At 55.9% G+C, this 26,213-nt stretch carries 17 protein-coding genes and 1 pseudogene; 7 read left to right on the top strand and 11 right to left on the bottom strand.

Annotated elements, in window-relative coordinates; genetic code table 11:
* Positions 1–11 precede the first annotated feature (11 nt).
* A complete protein-coding gene (gene rlmKL / locus OM794_RS06355; protein ID WP_226248720.1) occupies positions 12–2,249 on the bottom strand; it encodes a bifunctional 23S rRNA (guanine(2069)-N(7))-methyltransferase RlmK/23S rRNA (guanine(2445)-N(2))-methyltransferase RlmL in 2,238 nt (745 codons plus the stop codon).
* Positions 2,250–2,597: 348 nt separating this feature from the next.
* Between rlmKL and rmf the strand changes: the two genes are divergently transcribed.
* A complete protein-coding gene (rmf, locus tag OM794_RS06350) occupies positions 2,598–2,807 on the top strand; it encodes a ribosome modulation factor (protein WP_035577708.1) in 210 nt (69 codons plus the stop codon).
* Between the two features lie 87 nt (positions 2,808–2,894).
* Here the strand turns inward: rmf and OM794_RS06345 are convergent, their stop codons facing one another.
* From OM794_RS06345 to OM794_RS06325, 5 genes are all read right to left on the bottom strand, one after another.
* Positions 2,895–3,905 carry a quinone-dependent dihydroorotate dehydrogenase gene (locus OM794_RS06345; protein WP_226248714.1) on the bottom strand — a complete coding sequence of 337 codons (1,011 nt, stop codon included), beginning with the start codon at positions 3,903–3,905 and terminating at the stop codon, positions 2,895–2,897.
* Between the two features lie 173 nt (positions 3,906–4,078).
* Positions 4,079–8,902: an NAD-glutamate dehydrogenase gene (locus tag OM794_RS06340; RefSeq protein ID WP_226248713.1), complete on the bottom strand. Its 4,824-nt coding sequence runs from the start codon at positions 8,900–8,902 to the stop codon at positions 4,079–4,081.
* Between the two features lie 181 nt (positions 8,903–9,083).
* A complete protein-coding gene (trmA, locus tag OM794_RS06335; RefSeq protein ID WP_226248711.1) occupies positions 9,084–10,187 on the bottom strand; it encodes a tRNA (uridine(54)-C5)-methyltransferase TrmA in 1,104 nt (367 codons plus the stop codon).
* Between the two features lie 49 nt (positions 10,188–10,236).
* Positions 10,237–11,103, bottom strand: a complete 867-nt coding sequence (locus tag OM794_RS06330; RefSeq protein ID WP_226248704.1) for an aspartate/glutamate racemase family protein — start codon at positions 11,101–11,103, stop codon at positions 10,237–10,239.
* 88 nt (positions 11,104–11,191) lie between these two features.
* A complete protein-coding gene (locus OM794_RS06325) occupies positions 11,192–11,737 on the bottom strand; it encodes a hemerythrin domain-containing protein (RefSeq protein ID WP_226248696.1) in 546 nt (181 codons plus the stop codon).
* Positions 11,738–11,963: 226 nt separating this feature from the next.
* On the opposite strand from OM794_RS06325, the pseudogene OM794_RS06320 reads away from it, so the two are divergent.
* Positions 11,964–13,297, top strand: a pseudogene (locus OM794_RS06320) (replication-associated recombination protein A).
* Positions 13,298–13,379: 82 nt separating this feature from the next.
* Here the strand turns inward: OM794_RS06320 and lolA are convergent.
* Both lolA and OM794_RS06310 read right to left on the bottom strand, forming a co-directional pair.
* Positions 13,380–14,045: an outer membrane lipoprotein chaperone LolA gene (lolA, locus tag OM794_RS06315; protein ID WP_226248688.1), complete on the bottom strand. Its 666-nt coding sequence runs from the start codon at positions 14,043–14,045 to the stop codon at positions 13,380–13,382.
* 192 nt (positions 14,046–14,237) lie between these two features.
* A complete protein-coding gene (locus tag OM794_RS06310) occupies positions 14,238–17,462 on the bottom strand; it encodes a DNA translocase FtsK (RefSeq protein ID WP_226248686.1) in 3,225 nt (1,074 codons plus the stop codon).
* Between the two features lie 131 nt (positions 17,463–17,593).
* On the opposite strand from OM794_RS06310, the gene aat reads away from it, so the two are divergent.
* From aat to infA, 3 genes are all read left to right on the top strand, one after another.
* On the top strand, positions 17,594–18,340 hold the full coding sequence (gene aat / locus OM794_RS06305) for a leucyl/phenylalanyl-tRNA--protein transferase (protein WP_226248676.1): 747 nt from the start codon (positions 17,594–17,596) through the stop codon (positions 18,338–18,340).
* A gap of 63 nt (positions 18,341–18,403) precedes the next feature.
* On the top strand, positions 18,404–19,138 hold the full coding sequence (locus OM794_RS06300) for an arginyltransferase (protein WP_144810180.1): 735 nt from the start codon (positions 18,404–18,406) through the stop codon (positions 19,136–19,138).
* A gap of 131 nt (positions 19,139–19,269) precedes the next feature.
* The gene (gene infA / locus OM794_RS06295; protein WP_007111068.1) at positions 19,270–19,488 is read left to right on the top strand and encodes a translation initiation factor IF-1; all 219 of its coding nucleotides are present in this window, start codon (positions 19,270–19,272) and stop codon (positions 19,486–19,488) included.
* A 113-nt stretch (positions 19,489–19,601) separates the two neighbouring features.
* Here the strand turns inward: infA and clpA are convergent, their stop codons facing one another.
* The 3 genes from clpA to OM794_RS06280 all read right to left on the bottom strand — a co-directional run bounded on the left by clpA (position 19,602) and on the right by OM794_RS06280 (position 24,855).
* Positions 19,602–21,878: an ATP-dependent Clp protease ATP-binding subunit ClpA gene (clpA, locus tag OM794_RS06290; protein ID WP_088701121.1), complete on the bottom strand. Its 2,277-nt coding sequence runs from the start codon at positions 21,876–21,878 to the stop codon at positions 19,602–19,604.
* A 139-nt stretch (positions 21,879–22,017) separates the two neighbouring features.
* Positions 22,018–22,326: an ATP-dependent Clp protease adapter ClpS gene (gene clpS, locus OM794_RS06285; RefSeq protein ID WP_035538640.1), complete on the bottom strand. Its 309-nt coding sequence runs from the start codon at positions 22,324–22,326 to the stop codon at positions 22,018–22,020.
* A 291-nt stretch (positions 22,327–22,617) separates the two neighbouring features.
* Positions 22,618–24,855, bottom strand: a complete 2,238-nt coding sequence (locus tag OM794_RS06280; protein WP_226248667.1) for an NADP-dependent isocitrate dehydrogenase — start codon at positions 24,853–24,855, stop codon at positions 22,618–22,620.
* Between the two features lie 245 nt (positions 24,856–25,100).
* Here OM794_RS06280 and OM794_RS06275 point away from each other — a divergent pair, with 245 nt between their 5' ends.
* Both OM794_RS06275 and OM794_RS06270 read left to right on the top strand, forming a co-directional pair.
* Entirely contained in the window at positions 25,101–25,733 is a 633-nt protein-coding gene (locus OM794_RS06275) for a pseudouridine synthase (protein ID WP_226248665.1), read from the top strand.
* On the top strand, positions 25,733–26,173 hold the full coding sequence (locus OM794_RS06270; protein ID WP_088701117.1) for an NUDIX hydrolase: 441 nt from the start codon (positions 25,733–25,735) through the stop codon (positions 26,171–26,173). Before OM794_RS06275 ends, OM794_RS06270 begins: the two co-directional genes overlap by 1 nt.
* Positions 26,174–26,213 lie beyond the last annotated feature (40 nt).

Below are 26,213 nucleotides of genomic sequence, written 5' to 3'. Positions count from 1 at the left end.
CAAGAGCTCTCTTATGGCGCCTTATGACGAAGTAAAAACACATGGTGCAGGTTCGTGCGCCGCTGGAAATCGGGGTCGAAACTGCGCCCGGTGATATCCTCAACAACGTAGCGCTCGCTGAGTGTTTCATCCAGTTTAAAGCGCCGTTGGTTATTAGAAAACACTAACGTGCCTCCGGGCGCCAAACGCGCCATCGCCAGCTCCACAAGCCGCGGATGATCACGCTGTACGTCGAGGGTGTCGCGCATTTTCTTGGAGTTTGAGAACGTCGGTGGATCCATGAAGATCAAATCGAACTCGGCGTTAGCGGTCTCCAGCCAGCGGAAACAGTCGTCCCGCACCACACGATGCAGGCGGGTATCCAGCTTATTGAGCGCAAAGTTATCTTTCGCCCACTCCAGGTAGGTATTGGACATGTCTACGCTGACGCTGTCGCTAGCGCCGCCTAACGCCGCCTGCACCGTTGCCGTAGCGGTGTAGCAGAACAGGTTCAAAAAGCGCTTGCCGGGGGCCATTTCGCCCAGCATCCGCCGTACCGGGCGGTGGTCAAGAAACAGCCCAGTGTCCAGGTAATCACGCAGATTGACCCAAAGCCGTGCCTTACCCTCCTGCACCTCAAAACGCTCGCCACTAGCGGCACGCTTTTGATACTGGGCGCTACCGGTTTGGCGCTCGCGGCGTTTGATATAGATCTTGCTGGCGTCAACATTGAGCGCCTCGGGCATCACCTCCAGTGCATCGTATAAGCGCTTTTGCGCCTGAGCCGGATTGACCGAACTGGGTGCCACATACTCCTGCACATGCACGCGATCACCGTAGCGATCCACCGCCAGAGCATACTCAGGCATATCGGCGTCATAGACACGATAGCTGGTTTCACCGCTCTGCTTGAGCCACTTTTTCAGCCGCTTCTGATTTTTGATCAGCCGATTGGCAAACATTTGGGCATTGTCTTGGTTTTTATGAGCAGCCTGCTCTTCGCTAGCCGCCTCGCTGGGCGCGGCTTCTGCCCCGATCTCAGGTGGTGCAGGTGCTACGTCGCTAGCCGCAGGCGAATGCTCGGCACCGCCAACCTCCATAAGCAGGAGTTTGGCCTCCAAGGCACCGTTTTTGAGCGCGTACTGTTTATGCGCGCGCATAGCCAGTCGGTGGCCGAGGTCAGGGTTGCCGGTAAACACCGCCAGTGTCCAGCCAGGGAATAGCGCTTTGGCTTTCTCACCCAGCTGGGCGTAGAGACGCACCAGTTCAGGCAGCTCGCCCAGGCGCTCGCCGTAAGGAGGATTGGTGATCAGCAGGCCACGTTCGGCGGTGAGGCTTTCGGGGCGGGTAAGCTGGGCAAGGCTCTGCCCATGCAGAGTAATCAATGCCGGGATGCCCGCCCGCATGGCATTGGCTTTCGCCGCATTGAGCGCCGCCGGGCTCTGGTCGAAGCCTAATAGCTGGGCTTTGCAGCGCTTGCGGCCAATCGACGCACGCGCTTCGGCTTCGCGTTTCTGCTCCCGCCACGCTTCGTCATCATGCCCTGCCCAGCCGTGGAAGCCGAACCGATCGCGGTTCAGGTTTGGCGCTTGGTCAGCGGCCATCATGGCGGCTTCGATCAGTAGCGTGCCTGCACCACAAAGCGGATCAATCAACGGTTCACCGGCTTTGAGGCGCTCGGGCCAGCCTGCGCGCACCAGCAGTGCCGCCGCCAGATTCTCTTTAAGCGGCGCATGGCCTACATCCCGGCGGTAGCCGCGGCGGTGCAGACTCTCACCAGAGAGATCCAGCCCAATAGTTAAGTTCATACGGTGCAAGTGGGCGTAGATACGCAAATGCGGCGTTTTGGTATCAACGTTGGGGCGTTCTTGCCCGGCCATTTGGAGTGCATCGACCACACCGTCCTTAACGGTTTGTGCACCAAAGCGGGTGTGGCGAATCTGTTCGCTGCGGCCGTGAAAATCGACTGCCAGCGTATTGCCGGGCGCCAAGTGTTGAGTCCAGGCAATGCGAGCAACTGCATCGCGCACCTGATCGGCTGTGTCGATCATCGATTCGCGTACCAGGGTCAAAATGACCCGGTTAGCTAACCGAGACCACAGGCAAACACGATAAGCGATAGCTTGGCTGGCAGTGAAATAGACGCCCGCTACAGTGGTTTTACCTGGCGTGGCGCCCAATGCCACTAGCTCATCGTGGAGCAACCCTTCAATGCCTTTCGGGCAAGTGGCTAGCAGACTCATGGGGGCGTTTTGATTCGACTCGGTCATGATAATAACGGCGCGTAAAGGCGCGGAATTCCTATATATAGCAAATGAGTTTACGTTTTATGACAAATTGATAGTCGACAGATGACACCATCATGGTCTAACAATAAGAGAGTAGCTACTGAAAAACGCATGCGTTACCTGTCAGGGCCGATATAAGACTCGGCTTATGATACGAATGAGATCGTCGCTCGATTCGTTCAGCTCGTGAGCGCTAGACATTTGAGTTGATGCGGCGACTCGCTCTTGAAGCAAGCTCTCGGAATAATGGATGTTGTGGAATATGTTTTGTGAATAAATCCGGCATCATCCTATTTCTTATCAAAGGCTTTTGTGAAAAGAGGTTAGCCAATGAAACGGCAAAAACGTGATCGCTTCCAGCGGGCTTATGTCCACGGCTACAAAGCGGGTGTATCAGGTCGTTCTCGTGATGACTGTCCCAGTCAAGATATCAATTTACGCGAATACTGGATGAGCGGTTGGCGTGAAGGTCGCGGCGACCAGTGGGATGGTATGACCGGCATCTCCGGTATCCATAAAAACCCCATGGTCATGACGTAACGTTTTATTTTTCCTTACGTTTAAACGAAAGGTTTCAAGTGAGCCCACTTATACAAGTGGGCTTTTTAGCGACTGGCGCGCCAGTCGCTACATCTTTAACGCCCTGGCGCACTCCCTTACCAGCTTTGGACCTTGGTAGATCAAGCCTGAATAGAGCTGTACTAAATCTGCTCCAGCAGCGATTTTGGCCTGGGCGGCAGCGGCACTATTGATACCCCCTACGCCAATAATCGGAAGCCGGGGGAGCTGCTCACGCAGTTGGCGAATAACACGATTGGATGCCTCGAAGAGCGGTTTCCCAGAGAGCCCGCCGACCTCATCCGCTTGGGGATCGCCCTGCACGGCCTTACGGGATACCGTGGTATTGGTGGCAATCACGCCATCAAGGGCGTTGCGCTCGATACTTGCCGCCATTAAGGCTACTTCTTCAGCGCTCATATCCGGGGCAATCTTAATCAGCAATGGGACGTTGCGGCCCGTCTGGCCATTGAGCTCTGTGGCGCGTGCTCGAATCGGCCCCAATAGCGCGTCCAGCTGTTCGCCGAACTGTAGGCTGCGCAGCCCTGGGGTATTGGGTGACGAGACGTTCACAGCAATATAGTCCGCATAAGGGTGTACCGCGTCTAAACACAACAGGTAGTCATCCAACGCCTGCTCTACCGACGTCGTCAGGTTTTTACCGATATTGATGCCCACAATGCCGCCGTAGTGGCGCTGTTTGACCTGCTGAACCAAGTGCTCAACCCCCTTATTGTTAAAGCCAAAGCGGTTGATGATCGCTTCATGCTGCGCTAAGCGAAACAGCCGGGGCTTGGGGTTGCCCGGCTGCGGTTTGGGCGTGACGGTGCCTACTTCGACAAAGCCAAACCCCAGCGCGCCCAGGGCATCCAGATGGTCAGCGTTCTTGTCTAACCCGGCGGCTAACCCCACACGGTTGGCAAAACGCAGCCCCATCAGCTCAACAGGATCACTGACCGGGTGTCCAAATAGCCGTGTTACGCCGCCCACGCGATGCAGCGCATCCAATGCGCCTAGCGCTATGCCGTGGGATTTTTCTGGATCAACGCGAAAAAAAATCGAGCGGGCAAAGTTATACATTTTCAGCGTCTCTCCAGAGCGGCTTAATGGTTGGCTTAGCGGGCGGCGCATAGTATAGCGCAAACCCTACTGCAATCGCAGACAGGTTTGTTACAGGTGGTAGAGCACACAAAAAAACACCGCGACCAGAGAATCGGGCGCGGTGTTGGTGATACTAGCGGCTGGAAAAGCGTTTACGCCTCGCTATCGCTCTCGGCAAGATCCACCAGCTCGCGTACCGCAACCGCAAACAGGGCAAAGCCACCTTCACTGCCGCCACGCACCTCTTCGATAAGGCGACACCAGCGACGATGCAGATCGGCGTGCTGATCCAGCCACTGCGCCACCCGCTCCTGGGTATCGCGGCTTCCCGCGTCGAGCTTCAGCACGCTGGTGGTCAGTGCAAGCTGCTGACGCTCGATATCGTCACGGAAGGTTTCCCGCGCCTGAGCCTGCCAGGCGTCACGTACTTCCAGCTGGGTTACCTGCTGAATCATCCACGGTAATTCCAGACGGCTGCCAATTTCGTACAGCACTTCCGCTACCCGCTGGGGTTTTTCATTGGTCAGGCGCGCCGCTTGGATAATACCCAGCCCGGCGTAAAGGCTCGATGACGCCGCAACAGTCGATGCCAGGGCCTCGGGCACCCCCGCTTCCAGCAGTTCGTCACGGCGGCTATCCCAGGCGCTAAGCTCTTCACCACTGAGTAGCTCACCAATGCCTTCCTGCAACTGCGCCAAGCGGGGAGCAAAGTACTCAATGGTGTCCTGGGTCGAGAGCCCCAGGTGTTGACGCACAAACCAGCGTGTGGCTCGGCGGATCAAGCGCATCAGATCGAGCATCATTGAGTATTGAATGCGGTTGGGCACCAGATTATCGAGGGCTTCAATCTGCGCCCAGAGGCTAGGCAAGTTAAAGCTATCCCGGGCCACAATGTAGGCTCGCGCGATATCCGCGCGCCCTGCGCCGGTGGAGTCCATCAGGCGGCGAACAAAGACGATCCCCATATGGTCAACCAGGTCGTTGGCGACCTGAGTGGCGACGATTTCACGCTTAAGACGGTGCTCGTACATCTCATCTTTAAAGCGCTCGACCAGCACTGATGGGAACAGCCGCTCCAGGTGACGGTGAATATATTGATCGTCCGGTACGTCAGAGGTGATCAAGTCACCTTTCAAGGTGCTCTTGGCGTAGGAGATCAGTACCGACAGCTCCGGAAGGCGCATCCCTTGCCCGTTGCTGGTGCGCTCTTTGAGCACCTCATCGGTGGGTAGGAACTCCAGCTCGCGATCAATTTGCCCGGATGCTTCCAGTTCGCTGATAAAACGGCGATAAGGCCCCATCGAATAATCGGAAAGGATGGCCGACAGATCCAGCGCCTGACTTTGGCGGTAGTTATCCAGGATGACCAGATCCCCCACCTCGTCGGTCATTTCCGCCAGCAGCTGATTACGCTGCTTGTCGGTCATATCGCCGCGCTTGACCACTTCATCGATCAGGATCTTGATATTGACCTCGTGGTCAGAGCAGTTCACCCCGCCCGCGTTATCAATAAAATCGGTGTAAACGCGTACGCCCTTGGCAGCGGCTTCCATGCGTCCGCGCTGGGTCAAACCAAGGTTACCCCCCTCACCCACCACCCGGCAGTTCAAGTCATTGCCGTTGATGCGCAGGGTATCGTTGGCTTTATCACCCACATCGGCGTCGGTTTCGTCGGAGCCCTTCACGTAGGTACCGATACCGCCATTCCAGATCAAGTCCACCTTGGATTTGAGCATGGCGCGGATCAGTTCATTAGGCGACAGGCGCTCCTCTTTGATACCAAAGACCTGCTGCATCTCAGGCGTGATGGCAATCGACTTGGCGCTACGGTTGAAGATGCCGCCACCGGCGGAGATCAGTTCCTGGCTGTAGTCTTCCCAGCTGGAGCGCGGCAATGCAAACAATCGCTTGCGCTCGGCAAAGGAAGCCTCTGCATCCGGGTTGGGGTCGACAAAGATATGCAGGTGATTGAAGGCGCCCACCAGCTGAATCTTGTCGGAGAGCAGCATGCCGTTACCAAACACATCGCCGGCCATATCGCCGATCCCCACCACGCTAAACAGATCGCGCTGGGTATCCACATCGAGATTCTTGAAGTGGCGTTTAACCGACTCCCAGGCACCCCGTGCGGTGATCCCCATTTTCTTATGGTCGTAGCCATTAGCACCGCCTGAGGCAAAGGCATCGCCCAGCCAGTGGCCATACTCAATAGAAATTTCGTTGGCGATATCCGAGAAGGTAGCGGTGCCTTTGTCGGCGGCTACGACGAGGTAAGCATCGTCTTCATCGTGACGAACAACGTTTTCCGGCGGCACCACATCGCTACCTACCAGATTATCGGTAACATCCAGCAGCGCGCGGATAAAGATTTGGTAGCAGGCGATGCCCTCTTTCTGGACAACATCACGGCTGGCATTCTCCGGCATGCGTTTACACACAAAACCGCCCTTGGCACCGACCGGCACAATCACGGCATTCTTCACCTGCTGTGCTTTCACCAGCCCCAGCACTTCGGTGCGGTAATCTTCAAAACGATCCGACCAGCGCAGGCCACCGCGGGCCACTTTGCCGCCACGCAGGTGGACACCTTCCACACGCGGCGAGCAGACAAAAATTTCAAACATCGGCCGCGGTTTGGGCATACCGGTGACTTTGGAGGGTTCAAGCTTGTAGGCGATGTAATCTTTAAAGCGCCCACCCTCAGCAAGCTGGTAGTAGTTGGTACGCAGAGTGGCGAGAATCAGCTCCATAAAGCGTCGCAGCAGCTGATCGTCGTTAAGGCTGGCTACCCCTTCCAAGCGCTCATTTAAGCTGGCGATGCACTCGTCGGTGGCGTGGCTCTGCTGCTCAGGGTCAAAACGCAGCCTGAAGAGTTCAACCAGCTCGCGAGTAATGGCCGGGTAGTTGGCCAGCGTGGCGGCAATATAGTCCTGAGACATGCCGAAGCGGATCTGCTTGAGATAGCGGGCGTAACCGCGCAGCATGGCCACTTCACGCCAATCCAGTCCCGCACCGATTATCAAGCGGTTAAACGCATCGTTGTCGGCTTCGCCGGTCCAGATGCGCTTAAAGGCTTCGGTGAATACGTCGCGCATATCGCCCAGACTGACATCCGCACCGCTGTGCTCAAGCTCGAAATCGTGAATCCAGTAGCGCTGTTCAGGGGCGTTAATATCGTAGGGGCGCTCACCGATCACGCGCAGGCCGAGATTCTCCATCATCGGCAGCACGTCAGAGAGCGGTATCTGCGATTCACGGTGGAACAGTTTCAGGTTAACGCCGCCACCCTGCTCTTCCAGTGGCCGATAGAGCGACAGCGAGAGGTCGTTCTCGCTATCCAGTGTCAGCAGGTGCTGAACATCGAATACCGCGGTGCGGGCGGAGAAGTCTTCACGGTAGCTGGCCGAGAACGCCTCGCGGAACTGATCCATCAGGTTGTTGGCGCGCTCTTCACCGAAGCCTTCGATCATGGCGTTCTGCAGCTCGTCGCGCCAACTGCGCGCCAGCCGCGACACTTTGCTCTCCAAACGCTTGAGGTCGTAGTCGCTGGGTGCGTCGCCATTAAAGCGTAGAATCAACTGAATACGCGCCAGCACCGACTCGGATAAATAGGTATTGAAGTCGCCAAAGTGGGCGTCTAACTCGTCGCAGAGCACGTTTTGAATCCGCTGGCGCAGATCCGTGGAGAACACGTCGCGGGGTACAAATACCAGGCAAGAGTAGAACTTACCGCTGATATCCGCGCGGATAAACAGCCGCACCTGGCGGCGCTCGCGGATATTGAGAATACCCAACGCTGTACTGGCCAATGACTCGGTATCGATCTGGAACAGATCATCCCGGGGGTAGACTTCCAACACCTGTAACAGCTGCTTGCCGTTGTGGCCCTGGGGATTAAACCCAGCGATATCCATGACGGCTTTGAGTTTGCGGCGCAGCAGCGGAATATTACGCGGCGACTCGTTATACACTGTGGAGGTAAACAACCCAAAGAAGCGCCGCTCACCAATTACATTGCCGTCATCGTCGTAACGGTCAACGGTGATGTAGTCAGGGTAGGTAGGGCGGTGTACCCGGGAGTGGTGGGCGCTTTTGGCAAACGAGAGTAGCTGGGGCACCAGCACATAATCATTGTGCTCATCCACTCCCTCCTCGGTGCGAATCCGCTCGCAGTAGCGCGGCTGATCCAGGCGGAACACGCCCAGCACGCTATCCGCGTCACGCTTTAACTCGCCACCTTCGAGCAGATACTCGTCATAGCCCAGGAACGTAAAGTTATCCTTGAGCATCCACTCCAAAAAGGCAATCGCCTCTTCGTGGTCATCTGGGTCAATCTGCGGCGGGCAGTTTTTCTCGAGTTCTTGAATCGATGCGGTGATTTGCGAACACATGGCGTCGAAATCACCCACGGCGGTACGTACATCGCGAAGCACGTCATTGAGATTGCTTTCGATTTTTTCCAGCAACGCCACATCAGTGTGCCGGTCTACTTCGATGACAATGAGCGATTCGCGCGCTTCTGGCGCGTTTTCTGCCCTGGGCGAGGCCAGCGCCTGTAACTGATGGCGCTCATCACGGGCGACCGCCAGGACGGCGTTTTGAATGGCGTGCACGGTCAAGCCGCGGCGGTTGAGCTCGATACGCACCGAGTCGACCAAAAACGGCATATCTTCGTGGAGAACGGCGACAAAGGTATGCGTCGACTGCCAGCCGTGCTCTTCAAAATCCGGGTTAAATACCCGTACTTTGGGGCTTCGCGGGTCATGATGCTGCAAAAACTGCCAGACCGACAGCGTTGCGCCATACAGATCGTCCAGGCGACGATCCACTAGGTCTTCCACCGGCACGGTGGCATAAAAGTGCCGAGCAAAAGCATCCACCGTGGCGGCGCGAGCGGGGTCTAACCTCGCGTGTAGCCGCTCATGGAGCTGCTTCAAAAGATCTTGTCGACTCTCTTCAATCGCAACGTAGTGCATCCATCACCTCGACTGCCTGGGCCATTAAACGGCCAAAAAACGAAGGACAATAGGCCTTTAGGCCAACATAACGGCTAGCTTACGCTACCTATCGTCGCGTCCCTAATCACCTGACGTGTTGTTCATGGCACATACCGTTTACGCATTAGGTCGTATGCTGACTCGTATTTTTCACCCCCGCCTAGCGCCGCGTTAACAGCACTCCACACTCACAGTGGTTGGTAAACGGAAACTGGTCAAATAGCGCAAAGCGCTCTATCCGATGGGTATGGGTCAGTATGGTCAAGTTTTCAGCTAACGTGGCTGGATTGCATGAAATATAGACGATCTGAGCGTACTCGCTGAGTTGCTCACAGCTCTGCGCGTCTAAACCGGCACGCGGCGGATCGACCAGCACGGTAGAAAAATCGTACTCTTCCAAGGCCATTTCCGCCACGCGCCGCCCGGCTTTTTCGCCCTTCAGCGCCTGAGAAAACTCCTCGGCTGACATGCGCCCAATCTGGGCGTTGGTTACCCCATTAGCTTCCAGGTTGACGTTGGCACTGGCCACCGAGGTGCGAGAGATTTCGGTAGCCAACACGCGGCGGAAGTTATCCGCCAGGGCAATGGTGAAATTGCCGTTACCGCAGTAGAGTTCGACCAAATCCGCCTGTTGATGACCAGCGGTCACTTCCCGCGCCCAACTGAGCATTTTTTGGCAGATGTGGGCATTGGGCTGGGTAAAGCTGTTTTCTACCTGCTGGTAGTGCAGCGTGCGGCCATCTACTTCAAGGCGTTCCCATACGTGATCACGGCTCAGCACGATGCGCTGCTTGCGGGAGCGGCCAATAATCATAATGCCTAGCTCAACTTCCAGAGCACGGGCTTCGCGCTCCCACTCCACGCCTAACGGACGGTGGTAAATCAGCGTTACCAGCGCCTCCCCCGATAGCGTGGTTAAAAACTCCACCTGAAACAGCCGCCGACGCAGCTCGTCAGAGCGCAGGCAGGCCTCACGCAGCTGCGGCATTAGCTGATTGATGCGTTCACTGGCGACTGCGTACTGATCTAACCGAATCACCCGCTTGTTCTTCGGGCTCTCAGGGTCTACCTCGAACATAGCGTAGAAGAGGTCGTCCTCTTCATGCCATATGCGAAACTCGCAGCGCTGACGGTAGTAGCCCGGCGGCGATTCAAACACCTCTAACGCCGGCGGCTGAAAAGCAGCAAAAGTACTCTCCAGGTAGTCACATTTAACGGCAAGCTGTTCAGCGTAACGTTCAGGTTCTACAACGGGGATAGCCAAGGCTGCTCCTTTGAATAATTCGATCAGCAATAAGAGTAGTAAATAGTGTTCAGCAGCCCACGCTAAGCAATTGGGGTGCCCTAAACCCATAGCGAGCCAAACCAACGGTCAGGTTGGCGGCAGGGGCAGTTGTAAAGCAGCGACCGTCATGCTGATCGCTGTTTAGCTCAGCGACAACTTGCCCAACCCGCCGGGCAATGGCATCGCCGGAGTCGACCCAATGTAGCGGCACGGGAGCCAACTGCGTTAGCCATGGCTTTAGCAGCGGAAAGTGAGTGCAGCCCAGTACCACTGTATCTAGCTCTGGGGTATCTAGCTCTGGGGTATCCAGCGCCTGATGATCAGACGATAAACAATGCGCAGACGATGGAGGTGCAACGGCGTGCCATAACGGCGCCAGCGCCAACTGCATACGATTAATATTGGGGGTGACACCAGCCAAGTATGCTTCCGCTTCGACCACCAAAGCATCGGCGGCGACACGGGTAATAACACAGTCGCTGGCAAAGCTATCTATTAAACGCTGGGTGTAGGGTCTCCCTACCGTAGCCTTAGTGGCTAACAGCCCAATATGACGTGTTTGACTGATTGCTGCGGCAGGTTTGATAGCGGGCACGGTACCGACGACAGGGATCGCTAACTGCGCGCGCAAATTTTCCAGCGCCAGAGTACTCGCGGTATTGCAGGCGACGACCAACACACTGGGATTACATGCTGCCACCGCGGCGCAACACACCGCTACAATACGCTCGGTCAGGGCAGCGTCTTCGCGCAACCCATAGGGTAACCAGGCATTGTCGCAGGCATAGCACAGGGCAGCATCAGGGTAGTGTTGGCGCAGCGACTGCGCCACTGACAGGCCGCCGACACCGGAATCAAAAATTAACACGGGGCCTACCCTGACTCTGCCTATCATGGCTCTGCCTGAAAAAAACGGAGCCGCTAGTTTAGCATGCTCCGTGATTTTATCGATTGCCGTTATGGGTGGCGGTTAGCTGCTATCGCTATACCCCGGGCACGTCGGCTCCACGCAGCTCGGCGTAGAGTTCGGGGTAGGCTTGCTGCAGGCGCTCTAACTCCTGCTCCGCACCTTCAGGGAGCGCCTGACGAAGCTCTTCCATGTCGTCAGGACTGAAGTGCTCATCAATCAGCGGGAATAGCCCCTCCCGTTCGTGACGCAGATAGGCACGGTGCGCTTCCAAATAGTCTTTCAAGTCATCGGCAAAACGATCCATCGGTAGGATGTTATCCATTAGGATCATATCGATATCGTTGGAAAGGCGCTGAAGCCGTGGCTTTAACTCACGATAGTCACTCGCCATCTGCTCGGTCAGCGCTATGTGTTCCGGCGCCTGGGTTTGCAGCCGTTCGACACATACACGCTCCAGCGGCGCTGCGAAACCATCCATGTAGGACAAAATATAGTCGACAACCTCACGCATCAGCTGAAAGTTGGGGCGCTCACCCTGGACAAGGGTTTTCTGCTTGAGCTGCAGTACATGGAGTAGTCTCGCCATGTTGGCATGATCTAGACGCAGTTGGTTTAACATCGAACTGTCTCCTTTATTATGTCATGCCTACCGTCGAAGCCTGGATAATTGACGGCATGCGATCATAAGCGCGTGGGGTTATCATAAACAATGCCCCTCTAGCGTTATCCTAGCAAGTGTATCTTTCTGATAGGTTACGCCAAAGGTAGTTCGCCAAGACGCGATTTACCACCCATACTTGTTGGCAATTTGTTGCTCAACGTACTGATTTATAACGGAAGCTTACATGGATCTTTTCGATAGCGCTCAGGCAATACCCGCTGACGATGCCCCCTTAGCCTTTCGTATGCGTCCACGCCAGCTGGAGGATTACGTCGGCCAACAGGCACTGGTAGGGCCAGATAAACCTCTCCGCCGCATGGCGGAATCGGGCGTAGTGCGCTCAATGATTTTATGGGGGCCACCAGGGGTTGGCAAAACCACGCTGGCTGAGCTGTTAGCCAGAGCTTCCCAAGCACATCTAGAACACCTCAGCGCGGTGATGGCTGGCGTAAAAGAGATTCGCGCCGTGGTGGAGCGCGCCCAACAAATGTCCTCCACGGTTATCCTCTTTTTAGATGAGATTCACCGCCTGAACAAGAGTCAACAGGACGCTTTGCTGCCCCATGTGGAGTCGGGACTGTTGACGCTGATTGGTGCTACCACCGAAAATCCCTCCTTCGAAGTCAATTCGGCGCTCCTCTCCCGTGCGCGGGTTTACGTGCTGAAATCGCTCACCCAGGAAGAGCTGATCACGGTAATGCGCCAGGCGCTAAGCGACGAAGAGCGAGGGCTGGGCAAGCGTGATATTCAGGTGGATGACGACGTATTAACCGCACTGGCCCGCGCAGCGCTGGCGATGCACGTCGGGCGTTGGGTTTACTGGAAACCGCCTGCGATTTCGCTACTCAGGAAGCGGATCGCGAAGTGCTGCATAAAGAAGTGCTCGCCGATGTGATCGGCCATCAGGCAAGCGCCTTCGATAAGCAGGGCGATGCCTATTACGACCTGCTTTCGGCCATTCATAAGTCGATACGCTCTTCACGCCCCAATGCGGCCTTGCTGTATATGGCCCGCTTTATACAGGGCGGCGGTGACCCGCTTGACGTGGTACGCAGGCTGACCGCGATTGCCTCAGAGGATGTCGGCAACGCCGATCCCCGCGCCCTACCGCTGGTGATTGCGGCGTGGGATGCCTATCTGCGCTTGGGTGATTACGAAGGCCAACGGGCGATTGCCCATGCGGCGATTCATTTAGCAGTGGCGCCCAAGAGCAACCGCATTGACCGCGCCTGGAGTGAAGCCAAGCAGTACGTGCGCCAGCAGCCCCAGGTGGAAGTGCCCACTTACCTGCGCAACGCCCCCACTAAGCTGATGGAGCAGTTGGGTCATGGCGAAGGCTATCGTTATGCGCACAACGAACCAGACGGCTATCCAGCGGGCAGCGCCCACGACTGCTGGCCTGAAGAGCTGCCTAAGGCCGACTTTTTCAAGCCGAGCACCATCGGTCAGGAGAAGCGCTTTGGGGAAATAATGGCGTGGCGAGAAAATCTTGACCAGGAAGCAGATCAGGCGCCCTAAGGCGCCTGATGGTTAACACAGTGGCAGTCTACTAAATCGGGGGCACTCCAACCCTTCCCCCCTCACTCCTTACGATTAACCCCTAAAGCTCTTCACGAATTACATCGGCACCTTCAGGGATCTCAAAATCAAACATGTCCCGGGCAATATCGCCATTGAGGGTAATGTTGCTAAAGGTAATCGAGGTGCGCTGGCCGGTGCTGTCCATCATCCATAGTTCGGTTAACGTTTCGCCTTCAAAGACCATGCTCAACTCTTCAAACAGCGTATCCGCAGAGATGGGCACCAGGGTAAAGACATCTTCTCCCCCTTCCTGCTCGTAGAACACCTCATAGCTTTCGGTTAAATCGTTTGCGCTTCCCGACAGCAATAATGCGGGTGTATGGGTGACCCGATCATCCATCTCTTGAACGGTGACCTGCTCAAGATCGGGATCGTACATGTACACATCATCGCCGTCGGAGACCACGGTTTGACTGTAAGGTGCCTCCACCACCCAACGCAGCATACCCGGGCGGGACAACCACATCTCGCCACGCGCGCTCTGCATCCGTTCGCCGCTGCCATCCAGGATTTGCTGCTCGAAATTTGCTTGATAGCGCTCAAGCGGATCCAGCCGCTCGGTCAAACGTTCGGCAGCCTCCTCTGCCCAAGCGGGAGCACCAAATGTTAACCCCAAGGCGCTGGCCGCAAAGGCCAGTTGTGGCGCACCGATTGATGACGGACGTTTTGTTTGCGTATCGCGCATATGATCTCCCTAGGCAACCGTTGCCAAATAACTGTTGTTCAAAACTACTGCTCAAAACGGGTGCTCAAAACTATTGCTCAAACATCAGGCAGTGAGGTCGGCTTAACCGTCCATGTGTCGTTAAGACGCGAAAAACGCCGCAGGGTTTCACCTGCGGCGCTACTTCCACGCTTATTGCATAATTGTGCGCGGTTAGTGCCCCACCGGGGGCGGCGCAAGCACTTCACGGGCACCGTTAGAGCCCATAGAGGTCACTACACCGGCGCCCTCCATGGCCTCAACCAGACGAGCAGCCCGGTTATAGCCAATTTTAAAGCGCCGCTGCACGGCGGAAATCGAGGCTTTGCGCGTTTCAGTGACGAACTGAACGGCCTCATCGTAGAGTGCGTCCTGCTCCGCATCGTCGCCATCCACGCCTTCAGCCTCAAGGCCGGTTAAGGCATCGGCAGAGACACCACCAGAGAGAATCTCCTCGATATACTCAGGAGAACCACGGCGCTTCCAGTCATCGACCACCCTGTGCACTTCGTCATCGTCCACAAAGGCACCGTGGATGCGGTTAGGCGGCCCTGAGCCCGCGGGCAGATAGAGCATATCGCCATGGCCCAGCAGGCTCTCAGCGCCGCCCTGGTCGAGAATGGTGCGCGAATCAATTCTGGATGAGACCTGAAACGCCATCCTTGATGGAATGTTGGCTTTAATCAAGCCCGTCACCACATCCACAGAGGGACGCTGAGTCGCCAAAATCAAATGGATACCCGCGGCGCGGGCCTTTTGTGCCAGGCGCGCAATCAGCTCTTCGACCTTTTTACCGACAATCATAAACATATCGGCAAACTCGTCGATCACCACGACGATGTAGGGCAATTTCTCCAATACCGGATGGGGCTGGTGCACTTCCCAGGGCTGCGGCTCCCAGAGCGGGTCTGCCACTTGAGCCCCGGCGCGCTCGGCTTCATCCAGGCGGCCATTGAAGCCCGCGATGTTACGCACCCCCATGGCCGCCATTAACTTGTAGCGGCGCTCCATCTCGGCCACACACCAGCGCAAGCTGTTGGCCGCCTCTTTCATATCAGTGACCACAGGCGCCAGCAGGTGGGGAATGCCGTCATACACCGACAGTTCCAACATTTTCGGGTCGACCATGATCAGCTTCAGCTCGCTAGGCTTAGCCTTGAGCAGCATCGAGATCAGCATGGCGTTCACACCCACCGACTTACCGGAGCCTGTGGTTCCCGCCACTAACAGGTGGGGCATCTTGCCCAGGTTGGCGACCACGGGGCTGCCGCCAATATCCTGGCCTAGCGCCATGGTGAGCGGTGAGGACTCCTGCTGATAGCGGTCAGAATCGATCACTTCGCGCAGGCGGATCATGGCGCGATTGGGGTTGGGAATTTCAATGCCCACCGTAGGGCGCCCGGGAATCACCTCGACCACCCGCACGCTTTTCACCATCAGTGAGCGCGCCAGGTCTTTGGCGAGGTTACTGATTTTAGACACTTTGACACCCGCAGCCGGCTTGATCTCAAAGCGGGTGATCACTGGCCCTGGCCAGGTATCCACGACTTCCGCTTTCACGCCGTATTCGCGCAGGCGCACTTCAAGCAACTCGGCCATATCGGCTAACTGCTCGTCACTATAATTGGGCTGATGCGGCTCTGCGGGTGTCAGCAACTGCAGGCTTGGCACCTCGCCTTCGGGCTCATCAAGCGTTTCAAAGGCTGGCCGCTGGCTCTGCAAATGCTCCACGGTCCATAACGCGGGGCCTTCATCGGCTTCTGGGGCGCTCTCTTCGGGCGTGAAGCTGGGTTCCTGGCGCGCCGCTGGGGATGGCATGGGTGAAATTGAGCGAGCTTCGCTATCACGCTCCTGCGCATACAGTTCATCATCCATCTCTTCATCGTCCCAAACGGGCTCAGGAACCACCTCGGCGACACGTTCAGGTTTACGCAAAGGCTCAGGCGCGGTGACGCGCTCTGGGCTCCAGGAAGCATCAGCTTCACCGATATGTGGCTCTCCGACACGTGGCTCAGTTTGGCTGCCGGGGTCAGCGGTGAGTGATGGCTCACTGCGACGTTCAGTGGGCGCGGCGTGAACAGGCTCTTTCTCGGCGGGCGGCTCGTCGCGGACAAAGAAGTTACTCGTGGCAGGTGCTGGGGACGCCTCCTCACGAGTCGCGCGCAGCGGGAAGGAAGTTTCGGTTTCCTGAGACGCATCATCCGACGCAGGTGTTTGAGCCTCCGGCGCTTTCGACGTTATCTCAGCCTGGACAAAAGCGTTTTCCCGCGGCGCGGGCGGTGCCGCAGCGTCCTTCTCTTCTGCGGTTTTTGCCGCTGGCGTCAATGGCGGGGCTGTAACCGTCGGCTCCGCAGTAGGTGTCGATGAGATAGGCGCGGGGGTTTTAGCAGGCACGTGCTTATTGCTCGAAAACGCCGCGGCTTCCCAGGGAATCGAGGTATCCGTTGTCTCGCGGCTATTTGAAGGCATCGTGTCTGAAGCGCTGCTCGCCTCGCTGCTGGAAAGTGGCACAGAGAAGCCTGGCTCACGGCGTTCGCGACCGCTGGGGCTTTTGCCTACCGGCTCTGCTGCAAGCTTCGTCTCAGCAGGTGCAGCCTCAGGCGCTACTGACGACGTAGCGTCAGATTCAGGCACTTGGGGCCTGGGCGTTGGCTGCTTGGCGGCTTTAGCAGCCGCACGCTGAGCGGCGCGCATACGGCGTGTTTGCCGACGTGCCGACAACCAGCTACCCAGGCGACATAGACGCTTGCCGAGCTCATCGGCCACCTGCAGCCATGACATACCACTAAACAGCGGAAAGCCGCTTAAAATGAGCGCCGCAGCAATCAAGCCAACGCCACCACTACCCACCAGAGGCCTTAATGCCCCAACCAAGCCTTCGCCCAAAATACCGCCGGAGGCATAGGGGAGAATGCTGTCCGGGTGATAGAAGTGCAGCGCTCCCAGCATGGTGGTACCGAAAATAAGCAGCACCAAGCCACCCGCGTGTACCGCTATGGCCACCGGGTCGAGCTCAAAACGCACCTGGCGTGAGCGAATCAACCACCAGGCGGCAAAGCCGAACATACCCGGCCACCACAAAGCACTGGCGCCCAATAGAGAATAGAGGACGTCGGCCAGCCAAGCGCCCACTTGCCCCATCCAGTTACCTACCTCTGTCTCAGGGCCCTGATACGACCAGCCGGGATCAGAAGGTTGGTAACTAAACAACGCTAATAATAAGAAAACACACAGCGCCAGCAGAATCACCACGACGCCTTCGCGCACGGAGCCTTGTAAGCGCAGGCCAAAACGACGAGCCTTATCCTTTGCGGCGCTAACGCGCGCAGATGAAGCCGATGATGGTGTTTGACGCGCGCTACGCTGCGTTCGCTTGTTGACTGCTTTATTCACTTTCAAGCGACTCTCCCTTTACACCTCAATGGCGTCTTTAATCCACTTGCGAGTTTGCATGATACCGAGCATCCTTCCGCCGTCACAGAGGCTATTGTAAAGCGCTCAGTACAAGAACGTCGTAACAGGAGCAAGTAATGCTACCTTGGCTTTCCTCGCCACATCCTAACTTTCCACCTACTCAGGCGGCCCTGCTCTCTCCCAATGGCCTGCTGGCCGCGGGTGGAGAGCTCTCCCCCGCTTGGTTGGTAGAAGCCTACCGGCAGGGCATATTTCCCTGGTTCAGCGACGACGACCCCATTCTGTGGTGGAGCCCAGATCCGCGCATGATACTCCTACCTGAGCAATTTAAGCAGCGCCGTAGCCTCACCAAACGATTACGCCATGGTGGCTTTCATATCACCCTGGATCAACACTTCGATCAGGTGATTCAAGCCTGCGCCGCTCCACGTGGTAACGAGGCCGGTACCTGGATCACTGAAGAGATGCGTGATGCCTACAGCCTGCTGCACGCCCTGGGTATTGCCCATAGCATAGAAGTCCATCAACACGGGCAATTGGCAGGGGGACTGTACGGCGTCGCCATGGGACCGGTATTTTTTGGTGAGTCGATGTTCTCCCGCGCCCCGGATGCCTCAAAGGTGGCCCTGGCCCACCTCGCCAGAGCCATGCGTGAGAATGGCGGCAAGCTCATCGACTGCCAAATGCATACGCCCCATCTAGCAAGCCTGGGCGCTATTACAGTCGCCCGCGAAGCATTCATCAACTATCTTAAAAACTGGTTACCCGATAAGGCATTTACGTTTACCGCGTCACCCACTGAAACACCCACTGTTCCTGCATCGCTCTGGCTTGAGGCGATTGCCACCGAGGGTAATGCGTAGTGATGAACCATAAGGACGAACTTATTCTGTTCCAACCATTTTTTTACAACGAGGAGGCGGGCCGTGAGTAGTAACACTCCGCGTCGGCCGGTACGGGATCTACGTTTCTTCCTTACCGTACCGCATGCCTGTAGCTATTTACCCGGCAGGGAAGCGACAACGCTGTTTCTCGACCCTCAGGAGTCACCCGTCCCGGGTGTCTATGACTCGCTGGCGCTGTTAGGGTTTCGTCGCAGTGGACGACACCTTTACCGCCCTCACTGTGAGGGCTGCAACGCCTGCCGCTCGGTGCGCATACCGGTTGAACAGTTTGCGGCTAACCGCACTCAGCGTAAAATCTGGCGCCGCAATGCCGACATCAGCGTGCGTGTTGTGCCTGCTCACTTTGCATCCAGTCACTACTCGCTTTACGCTAATTATATTCGCCAGCGCCATGCCGACGGCGACATGTACCCCCCCAGTCGGGAGCAGTACCGCACCTTTCTCACCCTAGATGAGCCCTATGCCCATCTGATGGAGATGTATCTCGACGACGAACTGGTCGGGGTCGCTGCCTTCGATCAACTCGAACATGGCCTCTCGGCAATCTATACCTTTTTTGCCGTTAGCGAGGCACTGGATAAACGCTCACTAGGCACTTTTGCTATTCTACAGCTTATTGAACTCAGCCGAGAAAAAGCGCTGCCGCACCTTTATTTAGGGTATTGGATCGAAGAGTGCCGTAAGATGCGCTACAAGCAGGCTTTTGCGCCGTTGGAAATCCTCGATGGGCGCCACTGGCGGCCGTTAATTCGCTAAACCCACGAGCTTTTTTGCCTTGACGGCGGGCTTGCGGCACAATATAGCGCTGTTTCTTGAGCGTCCACCTAGCGGCACTCAATTTTTGACCGGTTATTACATCACTAACTCATAAGTGAGGACATGCCTATATGGCACGCGAAGATCATATTGAAATGGAAGGCGTTATCGTCGATACCCTTCCGAACACCATGTTTCGAGTTGAGCTGGAAAACGGTCACGTCGTTACCGCTCACATCTCTGGCAAAATGCGCAAAAACTATATCCGCATTCTGACCGGCGACAAGGTAAAAGTAGAGCTGACACCGTACGACCTGTCCAAAGGCCGCATCGTATACCGTTCGCGCTAAGCCCTCAGCGGGTTGATGACGGCTGACTAAGAACGACAACGCCCCGTCAAGGACAGGGCGCTGCGTTTTTGTGCAATCTAGATCATTGGCGTCAATGCGGCTTAGCGCCCTTTTCAGGGCGCATCTGCCATTTCAGTCTCAGTGGAAAGGTGCAACTCGCCCTCTTCCAGGCTGACATGAACAATGCCGCCCTGGTCTGCCAACTCGCCAAACAGAATCATCTCGGCTAGTGGCTTTTTCAGCTTCTCTTGAATGAGGCGTGCCATTGGCCGTGCCCCCATATCAGGATCATAGCCTTTATCGGCCAGCCAATCCCGCGCCATATCGTCCACATCCAGCTGAACACGTTTCTCATCCAGCTGCGCCTGCAGTTCGATCAAGAACTTGTCGACGACATTCCGTACCACCGAAACCGGTAGCGCATGGAACTGAATGATGCCATCCAAACGGTTGCGGAATTCCGGTGAGAACGTGCGGCGAATTACTTCCATGGCATCGGTGGAGTGGTCTTGATGCTGGAAGCCAATGGAGCGGCGCGACGCCTGCTCAGCCCCGGCGTTAGAGGTCATAATCAGAATAACGTGGCGGAAGTCCGCTTCGCGGCCATTATTATCCGTTAAACGACCGTGATCCATGACCTGCAGCAGCAGGTTAAAGACTTCCGGGTGGGCTTTCTCAATCTCATCCAATAGCAGTACGCAGTGCGGCTGCTTGGTCACCGCTTCGGTCAGCAGGCCACCCTGATCGTACCCGACGTAGCCCGGAGGCGCACCAATCAGGCGCGATACGGTGTGACGCTCCATATACTCGGACATATCAAAGCGCACCAGCTCGATGCCCATGATATGCGCAAGCTGTTTGGCCACTTCCGTCTTACCCACACCGGTAGGTCCTGCAAACAGGAAGCTACCCACGGGCTTATCGGGGGATTTAAGCCCGGCCCGGGAGAGTTTAATAGCCGCGGAGAGACTATCGATTGCCTCATCCTGGCCGAACACCAGCATTTTCAGGTCACGATCAAGTTTCTCAAGCAGCTTGCGGTCAGAGCTCGATACACTCTTCGGCGGAATACGCGCAATCGATGCCACTACGGCTTCCACTTGCTCGACATCGATGGTCTTGGCACGAACTTCGGGTGGCAACAGTCGCTGGTGAGCCCCCGCCTCGTCAATCACATCAATCGCTTTGTCGGGCAGGAAGCGGTCATTGATGTAACGATCCGCCAAACGTGCCGCGCTCTCAAGCGCACCATCGGTATACTTCAGTTCGTGGTGCTCTTCAAAGCGTGAACGCAACCCTTTGAGAATCTTGATAGTATCGTCAACCGACGGCGCCATCACATCCACTTTCTGGAAGCGCCGCGCCAGGGCGCGATCTTTCTCAAAGATGCCACGGAACTCTTGGAAGGTAGTTGAGCCAATGCAGCGCAGCTCGCCCGAAGAGAGCAGGGGCTTGAGCAGGTTGGACGCATCCATCACGCCGCCAGACGCGGCGCCTGCGCCAATCACCGTGTGAATCTCATCGATGAATAGCACCGCATTAGGCTGTTTGCGTAGTTCGCTCAGCAGACTCTTGAGGCGCTTTTCAAAATCACCACGGTACTTGGTACCGGCCAGTAGCGCGCCCATATCCAGCGAGTAGACCACTGCATCGGCAATAACATCGGGAACGTCTTCTTCGACGATACGCTTGGCAAGACCTTCGGCCACGGCGGTTTTACCTACACCCGCCTCACCGACTAACAACGGGTTGTTTTTGCGCCGACGAGCCAGAATTTGTACCACGCGCTCAAGCTCGTGGTCGCGGCCAATCAGCGGATCAATTTTACCCAGCCGCGCCTGTTCATTCAGGTTGGTAGCGTAGCCCGTGAGCGGGTGCGCAGCACCCTCATTGCCGCCCTCTTCCGCGTCTTCACTCTCTGATGAAGAGGGGGCGGGAGAAGGCCCGTGACCAGCCACTTTGGAGATGCCGTGGGCGATATAATTGACCGCATCTACCCGTGCAACGCTCTGTTGCTTAAGGAAGTAAACCGCCTGGCTCTCTTGTTCGGAGAAAATAGCCACCAGCACATTGGCGCCAGACACTTCGCTTTTACCAGAAGACTGAACGTGGAAGACCGCCCGCTGTAAAACACGCTGAAAACCGAGCGTCGGCTGGGTCTCGCGATCACCCTGGCCTTCTGGGATCAGTGGCGTAGTCGAGTTAATAAAATCCTGCAGATCGGACCGCAGCTTGTCGAGGTTCGCCCCGCAGGCCTTCAGTACGTCTACCGCTGAGGCATTATCTAGCAACGCTAGCAGCAGGTGCTCAACGGTCATAAACTCATGGCGCTTTGAACGCGCCACGGTGAAGGCCGTGTTCAGGGTCATTTCAAGTTCTTTGCTCAGCATGGCAGTCCCCTTTTCGCTACTACCTAGGGCGTATAACCACCTAGGGCTTGCGTCGGATCAGTTTAATCGACCGGCACTCTCAACATCGGGTACAAATGGCACGGTTGCAAGCCTCACCGCCAATTATTTCTCAACGTTTCTAATTGGCGGCCTCAATATCACTTATCAACGGGTGCTCACACTCACGGGCATATTCATTGACCTGATAGCTTTTGGTTTCAGCTATATCGCGCGTAAACACGCCACAAGTGCCCTTTCCTTGGGTATGTACAGCGAGCATGACCTGAACGGCCGTCTCACTATCCATATTAAAAAAATCTTGCAGCACTTCAATGACAAATTCCATAGGCGTGTAGTCGTCATTGTGCAGTACTACCTTATAAAGCGGCGGTTGTGCCAGCGCCGGTTCTGCTGACTGCACCGCTATATCGCCATCTTCATCAGGCATATTTGGCCGTGTCATCCCCGCAAGTACGGGTCGCAGGGCCAAGCATGGTCTATTTTGGTTGGGCATAAGCAACACGATTGGCTGTCTCAACACTGACCGATGAAAATCTAAAGGATGTTGTCTACCTTCAGACGCTGCCGATCAGCAAGGGTTCATGGAAAGTACAAAATTAACACATTCAATAAGACAAAAAACCCTCGCCCACCAGGGTGAGCGAGGGATATCACAGCGTTTTCATGCGCCTCGCCCAAGGGCCGCGCAGAGTGCTTGTGAAACGCCTTTCTTGCCAGGTTAGTCGTTTGCCACCATCGCAAGCGCTTCATTGAGCGTTTTGCTCGGACGCATGACCTGGCTAGCCAATTCGCCGTTCGGGTGATAATAGCCTTTAAGATCTACAGGCTGCCCTTGAACGCTATTAAGCTCATCAATGATAGTCGCTTCATTGGCTTTCAGCGTTTCTACAAGGCGGGCAAAGCGCGTTTTCAGTTCAGCGTCTTGATCTTGCGCGGCCAACGCTTCTGCCCAGTATAGCGCCAGGTAGAAATGACTGCCTCGGTTGTCCAGCTCACCCACTTTACGTGAAGGTGACTTGTTGCTTTCGAGGAACTTGCCATTCGCTTCATCGAGTGCTTTTGCCAGCAGCTTAGCACGCTCGTTGCCAAAGCGTTTAGCCAGGTGTTCCAAAGAGGCTACCAGTGCCAGGAACTCGCCAAGGCTGTCCCAGCGCAGGTGATTCTCTTCCAACAGTTGCTGAACGTGCTTGGGTGCGGAACCACCAGCACCAGTTTCAAACAGACCGCCGCCATCCATCAGAGGAACGATGGAAAGCATCTTGGCACTGGTGCCCAGTTCAAGAATCGGGAACAGATCCGTCAGGTAATCGCGCAGGATGTTACCCGTCACCGAGATGGTATCGAGGCCACGAATCACACGCTCCAGGGTGTAACGCATTGCCCGAACCTGAGACATGATATGGATTTCAAGCCCGTCAGTGTCGTGATCCTTGAGGTACGTTTTGACCTTTTTGATCAGCTCGTTCTCATGCGGGCGGTATGGGTCGAGCCAGAACACCGTCGGCATACCAGAATCACGGCAGCGCTCTACTGCCAACTTGACCCAGTCGCGAATTGGCGCGTCCTTGACCTGGCACATCCGCCAAATATCGCCCTGCTCCACGTTCTGCGTCAACAGCACCTCACCCGTGTCCAGGTCGGTGATATTGGCAACACCATCTTCCGGAATTTCAAAGGTCTTGTCGTGGGAGCCGTACTCTTCGGCTTTTTGCGCCATCAAACCAACGTTAGGTACGGTGCCCATGGTCGCTGGATCAAAGGCACCGTGCCATTTACAGAAATTGATCATTTCCTGATAAATACGCGCGAATGTGGACTCGGGCATAACGGCCTTAACGTCCTTAAGACGACCGTCACCACCATACATCTTGCCCCCGGCACGAATCATCGCCGGCATCGAAGCATCCACAATCACATCGCTGGGCGAGTGGAAGTTGGTAATACCGCGAGCCGAATCCACCATCGCCAACTCTGGACGCTTTTCATGGCAGGCGTGCAAGTCGCTGATGATTTCATCGCGCTGTGATTCTGACAACGTCTCGATCTTCTCGTAGAGATTGGCGATGCCATTATTGACGTCGACCCCCAGCTCTTTGAACAACTCACCGTGTTTCTCAAAGGCGTCTTTGTAAAAAATCTTGATACAGTGGCCAAACACAATCGGGTGTGAAACCTTCATCATCGTCGCTTTTACGTGCAACGAAAACATAACGCCAGATTTACGCGCGTCTTCTATTTCCTTTTCGTAGAACTCGAGCAAAGCTTTTTTGCTCATGAACATGCTATCGATGATCTCGCCTTCGAGTAGCGGGATATTTGGTTTGAGCACCTGGGTCTGGCCGCTCTTGGTGATCAGTTCCATCTTCACATTGCGCGCACGATCCAGCGTTATCGACTTTTCACCGTCGTAGAAATCGCCCTTATGCATGTGGGAAACGTGGCTACGCGAGGCCTGACTCCACTCACCCATCGAGTGAGGATACTTGCGCGCGTACTCTTTGACGGCCTTCGGCGCACGACGGTCAGAGTTACCTTCGCGCAACACTGGGTTAACCGCACTGCCTTTGACTTTATCGTAGCGCGCTTTGATCTCTTTCTCTTCGTCACTGCTTGGCTCGTCAGGATATTCCGGCAGTGGGTAGCCCTGCTCTTGCAGCTCTTTAATCACTGCCCGCAACTGCGGCATGGAAGCGCTGATATTGGGAAGTTTGATGATGTTGGCTTCCGGCTCCTTGGCCAGGGCACCCAACTCAGCCAAGTGATCCTCAACGCGCTGATCTTCCGTCAAGTAATCAGGAAATAGAGCGAGGACACGAGCCGCCAGGGAGATATCCCGGGTTTCCACTTCGATACCTGCAGCGTCGGTGAAGGCGTCAATAATCGGTAGCAAAGAGTATGTTGCGAGCGCAGGCGCCTCGTCGGTGAGCGTGTAAATGATCTTCGGCGTTTTGGACATTTTGCGTTAACCTCTTTTTCTATCGCTGTGATTATAAAGCCCCTGAGCAACGCGACTCATTTAACGAGAGACCATGCCGCGAAGCAGGCGGGGCCGTTTTATTTGGCTTTCTAAGTTATTGATCGGTGGTTGTTGAGCTGGTTACTGGGATAGCTGTTGAAACGATGTTTGAAAAGTATACCAGCGCAGCATTTTAATCGCATGAGAGATTGTCGACAAATCAAGGACAACCCCATAAAGAGATCATGAGTACTTTATATTTACTGCATAAACCCTATCGTATGCTCTCTCAGTTTACCGACAAACAGGCGCGTGCCACATTAGCCGATGTCATTACTGTGCCGGGTGTGTACGCCGCCGGACGCCTTGATTACGACTCGGAAGGTCTGCTACTACTCAGCGATGACGGCGAATTGATTCACCGTATCACTCACCCGCGTTACAAACAGCCCAAAACCTACTGGGCTCAGGTGGAAGGTGAGATTAGTGATGCAGCGCTGAAAGCGCTGCGTCAAGGGGTGACACTGAAAGATGGCCCAACGCAGCCAGCCAAGGCACGCCGAATACTCCCCCCGACGATTGCGCCGCGCCAACCCGTCATCGACCCCAAACGCCATCCGTCGACTAGCTGGCTGGAGCTAACCATCAGCGAAGGCCGTAACCGCCAAGTGCGCCGCATGACCGCCCACGTTGGCTTTCCAACACTGCGTTTGATTCGTGTGGCCATTGGTTCCTGGCGGCTGGATGGTCTAGCCCCTGGCGAATGGCGAAAAGAGACCTTGCACGCGCCCCAGCCTGCTAAAACGGCCCCAAACCAGCGAGTCGCTCAGCCGACAAAACAGCGCGCACGGCTCGCCACAAAGCGCAGGAAACCCTGATGAGCCTTATTCGTAGCACGGCCGCCTGCGTGATTCAGCAGGGTGAGCGTTTTTTGATGGTGGAAGAGCAGCGCGGCGGCCCGCAGAGTGTGTTTAATCAGCCCGCTGGGCATATTGAACCCGGCGAAGGCCCCGTAGCGGCCATTCTGCGCGAGGTAGTGGAAGAGACTGCTTGGCAGGTATCACTTACCGGTTATCTGGGCCTATATGTTTTTCATACCAGCACTGGAGAAACCTTCCATAGCCATGGGTTCATTGCTGAGCCGCTTCAGCAACTCGACCTGCCCCTCGACCCGGATATCTTCGCCACCCACTGGCTTACCATTGAGCAAATACGCTCGCTTGATCAGCAGGCGCGCCTACGCAGCCCGCTGGTACTCAAACGTATCGAGGATGCACTCAGCGGGACTTGCTATCCCTTATCAGTGATTCGCGAGTGAAGCACTCGAAGCCATTACCCCCCATCGTGTATAATCTTCG

The organism is Halomonas sp. BDJS001 (genome assembly GCF_026104355.1).
GTDB lineage: Bacteria > Pseudomonadota > Gammaproteobacteria > Pseudomonadales > Halomonadaceae > Vreelandella.
This window is presented reverse-complemented; position numbering and strand designations above follow the sequence as displayed.